Source organism: Candidatus Kaistella beijingensis (assembly GCF_020084865.1).
Classification (GTDB): domain Bacteria; phylum Bacteroidota; class Bacteroidia; order Flavobacteriales; family Weeksellaceae; genus Kaistella; species Kaistella beijingensis.
In genome coordinates, this window is the sequence record NZ_CP071953.1 from 515,525 (window position 1) to 528,422 (window position 12,898).

Here is a 12,898-nt window from a genome sequence, read left to right on the forward strand (position 1 = left end):
AAAATAAATAAAATGTTAGAAATAATTTTGGGTGGTTTTTTTGCTAAATGGTTGGATGGTTTTTTAAAATCATCAACCGTTTCAACAAATAAAAATATTGTTTTTGTTAATAAAATTAATGCAGATGTTTTAGACCGTTTATATGCTTTTCTTGAAGTCTATGAAGGTTATCATGATATCGCCTATGATTTGAAAGATGGTAAGATAACTATTGGTTATGGGACTACCCAATGGTTAGATGGTGCAGGTCGGGCTATTCGTCCAGTACGTATGGGAGATACTATAACAAGAGATCAAGCTAAACAACAAGTAATTAATTTTTTTATTCCTGTTATTAAAAATGTTGAATTTTATTGCACTTTAAATAAAATTGCAATTAGTGCCGATTTGATGGTGGCTTTATTAAATTTTTGTTATATGGGTGGGATTGGTTTTATGAACTATGAATGCACCAAAAGAATAATGCTTTTTGGTAACAATAATGCAAATAATGATTTGGTTGCAGAAAAATTAAAACAGGAAATTGTTGGATGGTTGAAAGGTATTAAATTTAAGTCAAGTGAAAAAAGGTGCAGGGCTGGTGTTACAGATAAATATCAATGCTTTGGACTTGGTTGGTCTCGTCGAATTGCAGCGTCTGTAGATTTGGTAAAAGGTGTAAAGCGTAATAAAAAATGGTATGACCAAAACATAAAAAAACCGTATTAAATACGGTTAGAATATCATTTTGAAATTTGAGCTTTAAACGGAAGGTAGTAACATTCCTTACAAAGAATAGGATTGTTTGCCCCAAGATAAGCGGTCTTAAGTTCATCTAAAGCTTTTTCGTTAACAGAATTAAAAACTGCCATTTTTGATAGTGGAACTTTGAATTCTTTAGCGAACATAGAAAATAATTCATAGTTGAATTCTCTTATTTGAATTCCAAGTCTTTCTCTTACGTTTGATTTTTGAAATCTTGTAAAAGCTTCGTTTTTTGTTAGGTCTTGATAACTACCATTTTTAATTGATTGTTGTGTTTTTGTAGATTGATTAATTTCTGATAAAATCTCTTGAATATCCTTATCGGATGTTGTTTTTTGACCAAAAGCAAAAGAAGCTGCTAAAATTAATGTAATTGATAAAATTTTCATAGTGTTAAAATGTGTTAAATTAATTAAACAAATATATCAAAAAAGATGCAAAAAAAAATAGATTATAAAAATGCTTTGTTTCAGGCGTTTGTTGGTGTTTTATGTTATTTTCTGTTCATTAGAAAAGATGCTGTTTTAACAAAACCAAAATTAATTGTCGGGGATGTTATGGCGGATGGTTACGAATATCATGCAAAGTATTTTAAGGATTCAGAATATTTTGAAAAATATCAAATTCCGCAACAGTATGAACGAAATTGGTGGGTTCTTTCTCGTATGTTGGATAAAATCCGTGAAAAGTGGGGAAGTCCTATTGTAATTACTAAAGGTTATGAACCGCCATTAAAAGTTGTTATTGAAAATGATTTTCAGTTGTGTTTAGCTGTTCAAATTTATCCTAAAAATAGTGATTATTTGGGTTTGTATAATTTGATTAAGTCCATGCAGTCTTTAGGGCAAATAACTCCTTCGCAGTTTATTTTAATGGATTCAAAACAAATAAAATTGTCGGTAAATGGATAGGCAAAAAAAAATATCTCTGATTGTGATTATATTATTTCTTGTTTTTTATGGTTATCGTGAAAATTGGGAAACGAAGTGTAAAGATTTTAATGGGAATTGGATTCCGTGTAAATAAAAAAATAAAAAAAAAAAAAAAAAATAAAAAAAAAATGAAAAATTTATCAGATTGCGAACCATGCAGAAAGAGGCTTACAGCTATTATTGTTTCATTTGCTGTTGTAGGTTTGGTATTGGGTACAAAAGAAATTGTTAAACAAATTAAAAATTATAAAAATGAAAAATCTTAAGAATTTAGGTTTATTGGAAATTGCTGCTATTGTTGCTGGTGTTTTAATTTTAAATAAATTTTTAAAAGCAAAAGTTGCTATTGTTGGCAAGACAGAAAGTCAGCCATTGTCATTGTTGGATAGTCTTTTAACTCCAAAGCCTGTTGAATTGCCTACAACTCAAACTCAATTGGTTAAAGATGGTGTGCCAGTTGTTGAGTTGGTTAATAATGATATTCAAACCCCTTTTAATACGCAATTAGATGCATCTTTTGGTTATCCTTCCGAAACCTGGGGAAATCCAAGAATACAATTAACAACCGATTATTTTAATTAAGATGAAAAAGTTATTTTTATTAAACCTACTAATTGTAGGATTTTTTGGTGATGGTCAAATATCTTTAGTTAATCCATATACAAAACAGTCAAATAATTATCTTTCAATTTCGAAGGATTATGATGGAAATTCTTTGTTAGATTCAAATGTGGATAATGCTGTTATTTACAAAAAAAATGATAGTTATTATGCCGTTGATTCATATGTAAATGGTGAGGCCTTAAATGTTAGGATTTTTGGCGCTATTCCCAATGATGGTAAAGATGATACCATGGCGTTAAAAAAAGCGTTAAAATATAGTTCAATTGTAATTCCTGCGGGTGTTTATGAAATTTCAGATAAATTGATAATTAGCAAAAGTATTTCAATATTAGGTTTGGGCCCTGTTGATATTAATTTAAAAGATAAGGTTAATAAAGGAATGATTTTAATAAAAAATGCTTTCAATGTACGAATTGAAAACATAAACTTTTGGGGAAATCGTTCTGGTCAAGTTTTTTCAAATACTAATCCTTTAGACCTTTCAGAAAATCGTTCAATTATTCGTGTGGAACGTTCAGAAAAAATAACTATTAAAGATTGTGTATTTGAAGAAAGTGAGGGTGATGGTATAAGTTTAGATAATGATTTTTCTTTTGAAGCCCAAAAAAGTAATGTAAATAGTGATATTATTATAGATGGAAATCAGTTTATTTCTAATGGTCGCAATGGTGTCAGCGTTATTCATGCTAAAAATGTTGTGATAAAAAATAGTAAATTTTATAATCATATTGCACAAAATTCAATGTTGGGTTGTGGAATTGATATAGAACCTAATCCTGGCCTTTCTTCTAATGAAAATTATTATATTGAAAATGTAAATATTGAAAATAATTATTTAGAAAATAACAATGAGGGCATACAAATTTTTAGAATTCTTGGAACCGTTGGAAGCGGTGGTGCTATAAAAAATGTTAATATTTTAAATAACAATTTTAAAAATAATCTTCATAATGATTTAATTGTTTGGAGTTTAAGTGATACTTCCGTTAACATTGTAGGAAATAATTTTGATTCTTTGGAAAAAACAATAAATCCCTATTATTCAGCGATTGCTGTTGTTAATTGTGATACTGCGTTAAATGTAGAAAATAATACAATTACTGCTGCAAGACCTTTTGTTTTTACTAATGTTAAAAGTGCTTCTATTGTTGGAAATCGTTGTTTTTTTACAAATTATGGAATTTTGATAAAAAATGATAATTTCTATCAAAGTGCAATTAATTCAGAATTAAATAAATTTGAAAAAAATATTTTTTCTTTATTATCATCATCCGAAACTGAAATTGTATTTGTTAAAATGATTACTGATAATTTAAGTACCTCTATTAAGAAAAATTTTTTTATAGAAAATATTTTTAATTCAAATTCAGTTTCTTTCAATCAATTTGCTTTTATTTTTTCCAATGTTCCTAATGGAATTATTAACAGTAATTATTTTTTGCGTAATGTTTTGAATATGCCAACTGTGAATTCTAATTATGTACATGTCAATACTGATTCTGCACAAAAAATTGTAGATGGTGAAATAAAATTAAATTAAATATGAATTACGATTTTATCAAAATAAATAATATAACCGATTTAATTGGTAAATTTAATTTGTCTTGGTTCTCAACAATTACTTTAACTTTTGCCACACCTTTAATTGAACAATTTTTGCCTATTATTACTCAAATAGTATTGTTTTTTAGTATTCAGTTAATTGCATTTTTTGTAGATTTCGCTCGTTTAAAGTGGCTTTCAGAAAAACGAAACTCAACAATAAAACAAGTTAAGGAAGAAATTCAAATTGAATCCGAAACGATGGAAGATGAACAATAAAAATTTAAAGTCTTGGCGTTTAACAATTTTTAATGCTAATAATAAGTATTTAGGAATTATTTTGTATGGTTCAGAACAAAATACAGATTTTCCTAATACTAAAAATTGGCTTTCAAAATCTAATAAATTTGATTCTTGGCATTATTTTAACGTATATGACCGCAGAAATGACAATCAGTTTTTAAAGAGGGTTTATCGAAATTAAAATTAAAAATTCTTTACCGTTAATGTCTTTTTGATAATTCGCTTTGACTGATTCTTTTTAAATTCCTATAATTTATTTTGTAGGAATTTAATTTTTATCTAATATTGCAGTATTAAACGATAAATTTAAACTTAATTATTAACTGATTTACATATTTAAACACTACGATTTTAATAAGTTACGAAAGTCTGTATTTGTCCTATAATTTATATTATGTTAAATTAAAACAGGTTTTGCCTGTTTGCTATTTAAAATTAATTAATGAACTACTCTTTGATATACAGCTTTCTTTGTCTGCATTTTAAATCTCCTTCTTTAAACCAAGATTCAAACCACGATTTCGACTTATTGAATGAATCCAAATATAAATGTTCAGATTTTTCTATTTCCGTATTTCTCCAGTGAAAATGATCAACCAATCTTAAGGCTTCTATCGCAAAAGCCGTTACAATGTCTTTATCGAATATTTCAAGAAGATTATCTCCATTTTTTTGCTCAGGACCAAAAGCAAGATTACTGCTTCCGCAGTAAACCACCGGATTTCTTCCTTTGAAATTAATTACGATAAACTTGTGGTGAATCGCGTATCCATCAATCCCCGGAACTGTTCCGAAAGGTTCAGGAAGATTGTTTTTTATTCCTCTTGCAGCCACTCTGATTCCTTTTTTTGAATTCGGTTTATAGAGATGAATTTCAAAATCTTCATCGTTTTTACCGATGGTATCCGTAATTCCGTAGCTGAAAACGTTTTCATTGTCAATCTGTTTCCGTATGGAGCTCAAAATGCTTCCTGCACTCCTATCGTTCATGATGGCAAAAAGTACGTCAGACGTGTCTTGATGTTCGATCTTTTCACTGATTCTTCTAAAAATTTTTTCTGCAGTTTCTTTTTTGTGGGGCGCAAAAGTAATCGTCATTTGAGGTGTTTTCGATGTTTTTGCAACTTGGTGGTCTTTTTCCGCAAATAAACTGGTCTTAAAACTTTTCATGTTTTCCTCTCCAAAAGAAGCGTCAAAAATATCTGAGTAAATTTTGGCCGTTTTCTTATCGTTGAAAATCAGGATATGATTGCTGTTAACATATATTCCATTGGTCGAAAAATTGGTGGAACCGGTAAGCACTTTTTGAGGGACTTTATTTTTTAATTGCACCATCACCTTGCAATGTGCCAAAGCGCCATAACGACCTCTGAAGATTTGATTAAAAGCTGCAACTTTTAAAAATTCTTTTTCAAAGGCTGTTTCCCAAGACTTCGGTTTCGTATGGCTTTCAGAATTATCCAGAATAATTTTGAGCCTTTTTTCTTTGGCGAGCTTTAGTAATTTTTTACATACTTCCGGCTCATTCAGATCAAATGCTAAAACTTTGAGTTCCAAATTTTTGTCATTAATCGCTTCATCGATAAATTCTAAAATTCTTGCTCTTGCTTGCCAACCTAGCCATTCATGCTGTTCTTCAAACGTATATGGAACAACCTCAGATTTATTTAGGGTACTATTCCACCTTTTTGTGTGATCCGCAATTTGTTTGATATCAAAAATTAGCTGGTCATCGACTTTAGGCCGAACTGAATTGTTTGTCCTACTGAATCTCTTTGCGTAGGCAACAGAGGAAACGAAACCACGAGTAAAACCAACTGCGCAATTTTTTTCGATATAAGGCTTTACAGGAATTTTAACTTCTACAGTTAAAGCTGCATCAAGGGGCAAAAGTTTACCATCTTCAATATATCTCGGTGTTACCGAATAAATGTAATCTCCAAAATCCGCTTTTCGGGTACTCACATCCGTGTTGGGAACATGTACCCAGTTGAATTTTTGAATGGGTGAATAAAGCGTAGAATTTTTATCACTAACCGGAATTTTATTCTGAAGCATAAAATCTTTATCGAAAGTCAGCCTGTTATAAATGTATTTCCGAATGAGGGTTCCATTCTGTTTGAAACCATATTCAATGGTGAAACCTGCTAAATTTTTTGCACGTTTCTTATCCACATCAAATGCAAGTAATGAAATGGCATCACCTTGATAAACCCGTACTTTTGTACCGTTTTTTGAATTGAAATTTTCCATGGCAAAGTTTTAATTTAGTTTTCAGGTTAAAGTTACAAATTAATTCCGCTAAAAAATTCTTTGTCGTCGTAACTTAAGATCAAACTTTGTGCTCTACATGCAGCATGTTTTTGCCGACAATTAGTCTTCTAAAGATTTCCTATAGCAGTTATTTTTAATAAAAAAAGTCTCCCCATCGGAAGACTTTCAAGTTATTTCTTTAAACATTTCTCCAAGAACTGATCCTGTTCCCATAGAGTGTGCAAAATACTTTCTTTTGCTGCGTAACCGTGTGATTCTTTTGGTAAAAGCACCATTCTTACAGGTGCGCCCAAGTTTTTCAATGCCTGAAAATATCTTTCGGTTTGCAAGGTAAAAGTTCCCGGATTATTGTCAGCTTCTCCATGAATGAGCAATAACGGCGTTTTCATTTTATCTGCATTCATAAATGGTGACATGGTGTTGTAGATATTCGGAACATCCCAATAATTTCTCTGTTCACTCTGAAATCCGAATGGCGTCAAAGTGCGGTTATAAGCGCCACTTCTCGCAATTCCACATGCATAATCTTTGGAATGGGTCAACAAATTTGCCGTCATAAAAGCTCCATAAGAATGTCCACCAACTGCAACTTTATTTCTGTCGATATATCCTAATTTGTCAACGGCGTCGATTGCCGCTTTTCCGTTGGCAACCAATTGCGGGATAAAAGTATCATTCGGTTCCGTTTTTCCTTCGCCAATTATTGGAAAAGCCGCGTCATCCAAAACCGCGTAACCTTTGGTCACCCAATAAATAAAAGAACCGTAACTCGGGAAAGTAAAGTCATTTGGACTCTGCGTGTTTTGTCCCGCCGTGTTTTTGTCTTTGTATTCTGTTGGATACGCCCAAATGAGCAACGGCAATTTTTCTTTATGATTTTTTCGGTCATAATTTGCAGGTAAATAAAGCGTTCCGGTGAGCTCTACTCCATCGTTTCTTTTGTATTTAATGACTTCCTTATACACATTTTTAAGGCTTTCAAAAGGATTTGGGAAATTGGTTACCGCAGCAACTTTATTGTTCTTGATATTCCTCAAAAAGTAATTGGGATACTGATTTGCAGATTGTTGCACCGTTAAAATTTCTCCTTTTTTGATGTCGATGATATCGTATAAATCTTCCTTGGAATTTTTTAGATTTGAGGTATAAAGTCGCTTTTTCTGCTGCGTTATCAAATCAATTTCATCAATGAAAGGTTTCTGACCGTCTTTGGTAAAACCGTCTCCAACTAAATAGGCTTTATTATTTTCAACATCAATCACATTTCTTCCATATTGATTTCTGGTATTGTTGAATCTTCCCGGATCACTGTAAACATCTTGGAAATTACGGTCTTCAATAATTTTTGACGAATTGTCTTTAAGATTGATTAAATAGGATTTTGTGTTTCTAGTGTCGTACCAACTTTCAAAAACGACTGCATAATCTGAATTTGACCAATCTGTTCCGGAATATCTTTGTTTGGTTTTAAAGAAAGATTTTGGATTAGCAGAAAACGGAGCTTCCCAAAGGAAAATCTCATCTCTAAAATCTGCTGATTTTGCTTGGTCACCACCATCCAAAGCTTCTGCATAAACCAACGTTGAAGGTGCATCATCACGCCAAGTCATCGCTCTTTTTCCTGTTCGTACCGATGAAAAACCTTTTGGCATTATTTCATTTAGAGGAATTTCATTAACAACTTTTACAGCGTTTCCATTTTGATCAAAAACCGTTGTAGTCATCGGAAACCTATTCAAAGGAACGATGTACGAGAACGGTTTTTGAATCGTGGTGAGCATCAAATAATTTCCATCCGGTGAAAAACTCATTGCCGTATAAATTTCGGTTGGTTTGAAACTTTCCTGCGTTCCATTCAAGGAAATTTTTACCAATTCAGATTTCGCCAAAGTCTCAAAATTGGCTTCGTCCTGTGGATTTTTCAACAAATCTTGATAGGTCCTGTTCTGTGAAACTTTCCCGTCCGAAGTGGAAACGGTTGGTCCGTCCGGAAGCGATTTTTTATCATCAATCAAAGCGGCTCTGTTTGCGGGAATCTGCTTTACCAGAAGCGTTTGCGAATCTTTCATCCAAACATAAGGAGTTCCCAAATTCGCATTCAGATTATCGTTTGTCATTTTTTTTGCGGAATTGGTGGCTAAATCTAAAACCCAAAGTTCAACGCCTTTTGAAGTGGTGTTCGTAAAAGCCAACTTCTTTTCATCCGGTGCAAATGAAGTGTACGCAATTTTAGGATTTGCAGGAAGACCTTGAACCTGAACTTCCATTTTATCTTTTAACTTTCTAATTTTCAAATTATTAGAAAAAGTCATCGTGCTCGAAATATTGGTTACGGGATTTACCCTTAAACCAGCCAATTTCATTTCATCCTGATTCAAATCGTCGAGAGATTTGTAAGTTGGTCGGTAAGAAAAGATCATCCACTCTTTTTTGCTGTCCATCAAAACAGATGGAGCTCTTTCAAATTCAGCCAACTGTAAAATTTCAGCTGATGGTTTTTGGTATTTGATGTTTTCCTGTGCATTGGCAAAACCGAGAAAAAATAAGGCGATTGCCGCAATTGTTATCCTCATAAACTTTAATTTTCTCAAAGATATTCAAAAAAAATGCTTTCCCAAAAGAGAAAGCATTGTGTTTTTTGTTGATGGCATTGTTACCATTTCGATTCCTTTCGTTTGCTGATCATTCCATCAACAGAATATTTTCCTGGACCAAATGTGAATAGGAGCAAGAAAACCGATAAGTAAAGTAAGCTCAACTCTCTTTTTGCGAACTCATCGGAACCATGTACAACCAATCCTGCAACTGCCATTGTTATTAGCAAAAAGAAAATTGCCGGTCTGGTAAAAAGCCCTAAAATTAGAAAGATGGAGCATACAAATTCTGCAAAAACAGCGAGAATCAATGAAAACTTTTGTCCTAATCCCAAGAAATCAAAAAACTGAATTTCCTGTCCCGACAAAAGCTGCTGAAGTTTTGGAAAACCGTGAGAAAGCATTGCAAATCCTACGAAAACCCGTACCAATAACAAACCTATATTCACAAGATGCGGATTAGTTTTGGTAGAAGTAAAATAATTCATCCCCTTAAAATTTCTGTCAAAAATAGTAAAATTCCTTTAATAACCTCAATTCACACAAATGTTAGGTTATCTGTAGCCGAAGTTTTTTAAATCTCTTTCGTTTTTTCGCCAATCTTTTTTCACTTTTACGAAGAGATTTAAGTGAATTTTTTTGTTAAAAAATTTCTCCAAGTCAATTCTGGCTTCTGTTCCCACTTTTTTGATGGCTTCACCTTTATGACCGATAATAATACCTTTTTGCGTATCTCTTTCGACGTAGATAATGGAATCGATGAAGATGATTCCTTCTTTCTCCTTGAACATTTCCGTCACGACTTCCACAGAATATGGAATTTCTTTTTCGTAGTTCAAAAGAATTTTCTCGCGAATGGTTTCGTTCACAAAAAACCTTTCTGATTTGTCTGTAAACTGGTCTTTATCGTAATACGGCGGATTTTCTGGAAGTAAAGATTTCAACTTTGGAAGAATGACATCGGTGTTGAAACCTTTCAGTGCAGAAATTGGGAGAATCTCGGCTTTGGGAATTCTTTCGTGCCACAACTCCATCATTTTTTCCAAGTCTTGCTGATTTGATGCATCGATTTTATTCACTAAAATCAATACCGGAACAGGAATTTTATTGAGCTTATCAACCAAAAATTCATTCGGTTCTGATTTGTCGGTAATGTCCACAATGAAAAGAAAAACATCGGCATCTTGCAAAGAATCTTTCACGAAATCCATCATTTTTTCCTGCAATCCGTATTTCGGGTCCAAAACTCCGGGTGTGTCGCTGAAAACGATCTGTAAATCGTCCTCATTATAAATTCCGAAAATTCGGTGTCGTGTGGTTTGTGCTTTTTGAGTAACAATCGCCAACTTCTCTCCCATTAATTGATTGAGTAGTGTAGATTTCCCCGCATTGGGTTTTCCGACGATGTTTACGAAACCTGATTTATGATTATTCAAAGTTTAATTTTTAAAAATTAGCGTTTTGCAAAGGTAAGGAATTTTAAAAGTATTCAATTGTGGAAACGAATTGAATCAAATAAAATGGCGGATAATATTAGAAAACTATTTTTTGAAAACGAGAGGCAAAATTTCATTCTCCATCAAACCAAATTTCTTGATTTCTTCACTTGAATATTTTCTTGAATAAAAGTTAGCATCTACTTCAAAACCAACACTTTTTAATCTTTCAAAATAATCCATTCCATACCAACGAACGTGGTCGTATTGCCCGAAATGTTTTTGTCGTTCTTTGGGATCTTTGATGGAAAAATCTTCATAAGTTTTTTCCAAAGCATTCTTCATGGGAACTTGGAAAATTCCCCACCCTCCTTCTTTCATTACCCGAAAAAGTTCGCTCATCGCTTTTCGGTCGTCTTCGATATGTTCTAAAACATGGTTGCAGAAAATCACATCGAAAGATCCGTTTTCAAAAGGCAAATCTAAAATATCCGCTTTTACATCAACAATCGGTGAAAATAAATCGGCTGAAGTATAATCCAAATTCTTCATTTTCTTGAACTTTCGGAGAAATTCCTGTTCCGGCGCGATGTGCAGAACTTTATAATTTTTGGTAAAAAAATCGGTTTCATTTTGAAGATAAAGCCACATTTGTCGGTGTCTTTCCAAACTTAAAGTTCCGGGTGAAAGCGCATTTTCTCTCTGTTTTCCGTAACCATAAGGTAGAAATTTTCGATAAGATTTTCCGTCGATGGGATCGTAGAATTTATCCCCTTTAAAAAACTGGTAAATCAAAGGACGAAGAAAAATGCTTAAGTTAATAAGCATCGGTCGCGGAATTTTGTTTAAAAGGAACTTGGCTAGTTTTTTCAATTAATCTGAGTTTGTGGGAAGCGGCGAAGCCGCGAAATGTTGGTAGAAGATTTGCAGGGAAGGTTATTGAGGTGCGAAGCACCGACATGTTGGTTATATTAAATCATTAAAAATATACTCTTGATTAAAATCAATATCAAATTTTGTCAAAAATTCAATATATTCCTCTTTGAAAGACTTTTTGTGATGATGCTTTTCCTGATTATTAATATAGTTGATTACATCATTAACTTGCGATTTACCGTAAGAAAAAGCTCCATATCCTTTTTGCCATTCAAATCTTGTTGGCAAGAATTTTTTTTCATTAATGAATCTAGAAGAATTGGTCTTAATATCCATTACCAAATCGGATACAGATTGTTTTGGTCTCATTCCAACCAAGATATGAACATGATCCGGCATTGAATTTATTACCAATAATTTGTGATTGTTATTTTGTACTATTCCTGTAATATATTTATGAAGTTCTTCTTTCCAATCTTCCTTGATTAATGAATCACGAAATTTCACAGCGAAAACAAATTGGATGTGTATTTGTGTGTATGTAGCGTTTGAATCAGCCATAATTTATCATATTACCAACATGTCGGTGCTTCGCACCTCCTTTTAACACCATATCAATACTACCAACATTTTGCGGCTTCGCCGCTCCTTCCTTTCAATTTCATTTATAGAAACAAATTAAAAATCCATTGTAAATGGCGCTTCTTCATCACTCACAATTCCCAACGCCTCATAAATATATCTGAAAGTAGAAAGCAAAACAGGTTTTCCGTTGATAATACAGACATCGTGTTCAAAATGTGCAGAAGGTGAATTGTCCTTAGAAGTGACTGTCCAACCATCTTTGTGGAATATTACTTCATGCGTTCCCAAATTAATCATCGGTTCGATGGCGAGAACAATTCCGTCTTTCAAAACTTTTCCGCTGCCTTTTCTGCCGTAGTTTGGAACTTGCGGATCTTCGTGCATTTTTCTTCCTAAACCGTGACCAACCAATTCGCGAACAACGCCGTAACCATGGCTCTCACAATAGGTTTGAATGGCATTGGAAATATCACCTACTCGTTTTCCGCGAACACATTGTTCAATTCCTTTGTATAAAGATTGTTTGGTAACTTTTAGCAACTTTTTGGTTTCTGGAGCAACTTCCCCAACTTCAAAGGAATAGGCGTGATCGCCGTAAAAACCATTCATATAAACGCCACAATCCACCGAAAGAATATCTCCTTCCACAAGTGGTTTATCATTTGGAATCCCGTGAACTACTTCTGCGTTTGGTGAGATGCATAGATTTTTTGGGAAACCGTACATTCCTAAAAATGCAGGTTCTCCCTCATGATCACGAATAAATTCTGCCCCGATTTTATCGAGGTGATTGGTGGTAACTCCAGGTTTTATTTCTTTAGCGATTAAACCTAAAGTTTTTGAGACAAGTTGCGCGCTTTCACGCATGAGACGAAGTTCGTCGAGGGTTTTTAAAATTATCATTAAATAATGTGAAAATTATCAGTTTATCAATTTAACAATGATGCTGAATAATGTTTGGCATATCTCTTTAACATTAGTAAATTGT

General features: G+C 33.0%; 15 protein-coding genes. 7 read left to right on the top strand and 8 right to left on the bottom strand.

What is annotated here, in order from left to right; all coding sequences use genetic code 11:
* The first annotated feature begins 12 nt into the window (after positions 1-12).
* Positions 13-708, top strand: a complete 696-nt coding sequence (locus tag J4771_RS02395) for a glycoside hydrolase family protein (protein ID WP_224136043.1) — start codon at positions 13-15, stop codon at positions 706-708.
* 14 nt (positions 709-722) lie between these two features.
* On the opposite strand, the gene J4771_RS02400 is transcribed toward J4771_RS02395, so the two are convergent.
* Complete coding sequence (locus J4771_RS02400) at positions 723-1,133, bottom strand: hypothetical protein (protein ID WP_224136045.1); 411 nt, start codon at positions 1,131-1,133, stop codon at positions 723-725.
* Between the two features lie 45 nt (positions 1,134-1,178).
* Between J4771_RS02400 and J4771_RS02405 the strand changes: the two genes are divergently transcribed.
* From J4771_RS02405 to J4771_RS02430, 6 genes are all read left to right on the top strand, one after another.
* Positions 1,179-1,655, top strand: coding sequence for a hypothetical protein (locus J4771_RS02405; protein ID WP_224136047.1), 477 nt, complete (start codon positions 1,179-1,181; stop codon positions 1,653-1,655).
* 89 nt (positions 1,656-1,744) lie between these two features.
* A complete protein-coding gene (locus tag J4771_RS02410) occupies positions 1,745-1,942 on the top strand; it encodes a hypothetical protein (protein ID WP_224136049.1) in 198 nt (65 codons plus the stop codon).
* Entirely contained in the window at positions 1,929-2,258 is a 330-nt protein-coding gene (locus J4771_RS02415) for a hypothetical protein (protein WP_224136052.1), read from the top strand. The genes J4771_RS02410 and J4771_RS02415 overlap by 14 nt, the downstream gene beginning before the upstream one ends.
* 1 nt (position 2,259) lies before the next feature.
* The gene (locus J4771_RS02420; protein ID WP_224136054.1) at positions 2,260-3,840 is read left to right on the top strand and encodes a glycoside hydrolase family 55 protein; all 1,581 of its coding nucleotides are present in this window, start codon (positions 2,260-2,262) and stop codon (positions 3,838-3,840) included.
* A 2-nt stretch (positions 3,841-3,842) separates the two neighbouring features.
* Positions 3,843-4,121 (top strand): hypothetical protein, encoded by a 279-nt coding sequence (locus J4771_RS02425; protein ID WP_224136056.1) that lies wholly within the window; start codon positions 3,843-3,845, stop codon positions 4,119-4,121.
* Positions 4,111-4,326: a hypothetical protein gene (locus J4771_RS02430; RefSeq protein WP_224136058.1), complete on the top strand. Its 216-nt coding sequence runs from the start codon at positions 4,111-4,113 to the stop codon at positions 4,324-4,326. The genes J4771_RS02425 and J4771_RS02430 overlap by 11 nt, the downstream gene beginning before the upstream one ends.
* A gap of 266 nt (positions 4,327-4,592) precedes the next feature.
* Here J4771_RS02430 and J4771_RS02435 read toward each other — a convergent pair whose 3' ends face one another.
* The 7 genes from J4771_RS02435 to map form a co-directional block, all read right to left on the bottom strand.
* Positions 4,593-6,398: a phospholipase D-like domain-containing protein gene (locus tag J4771_RS02435; RefSeq protein ID WP_224136060.1), complete on the bottom strand. Its 1,806-nt coding sequence runs from the start codon at positions 6,396-6,398 to the stop codon at positions 4,593-4,595.
* Positions 6,399-6,589: 191 nt separating this feature from the next.
* Positions 6,590-8,992 carry an alpha/beta hydrolase family protein gene (locus J4771_RS02440; RefSeq protein WP_224136062.1) on the bottom strand — a complete coding sequence of 801 codons (2,403 nt, stop codon included), beginning with the start codon at positions 8,990-8,992 and terminating at the stop codon, positions 6,590-6,592.
* Positions 8,993-9,072: 80 nt separating this feature from the next.
* The gene (locus J4771_RS02445) at positions 9,073-9,501 is read right to left on the bottom strand and encodes a DoxX family protein (RefSeq protein WP_224136064.1); all 429 of its coding nucleotides are present in this window, start codon (positions 9,499-9,501) and stop codon (positions 9,073-9,075) included.
* A 66-nt stretch (positions 9,502-9,567) separates the two neighbouring features.
* Positions 9,568-10,449: a GTPase Era gene (gene era, locus J4771_RS02450; RefSeq protein WP_224136066.1), complete on the bottom strand. Its 882-nt coding sequence runs from the start codon at positions 10,447-10,449 to the stop codon at positions 9,568-9,570.
* A gap of 105 nt (positions 10,450-10,554) precedes the next feature.
* Complete coding sequence (locus J4771_RS02455) at positions 10,555-11,322, bottom strand: class I SAM-dependent methyltransferase (RefSeq protein WP_224136068.1); 768 nt, start codon at positions 11,320-11,322, stop codon at positions 10,555-10,557.
* 93 nt (positions 11,323-11,415) lie between these two features.
* Complete coding sequence (gene tnpA, locus J4771_RS02460) at positions 11,416-11,886, bottom strand: IS200/IS605 family transposase (RefSeq protein ID WP_224136070.1); 471 nt, start codon at positions 11,884-11,886, stop codon at positions 11,416-11,418.
* Between the two features lie 117 nt (positions 11,887-12,003).
* Positions 12,004-12,813, bottom strand: coding sequence for a type I methionyl aminopeptidase (gene map / locus J4771_RS02465; RefSeq protein ID WP_224136072.1), 810 nt, complete (start codon positions 12,811-12,813; stop codon positions 12,004-12,006).
* Positions 12,814-12,898: the final 85 nt, after the last annotated feature.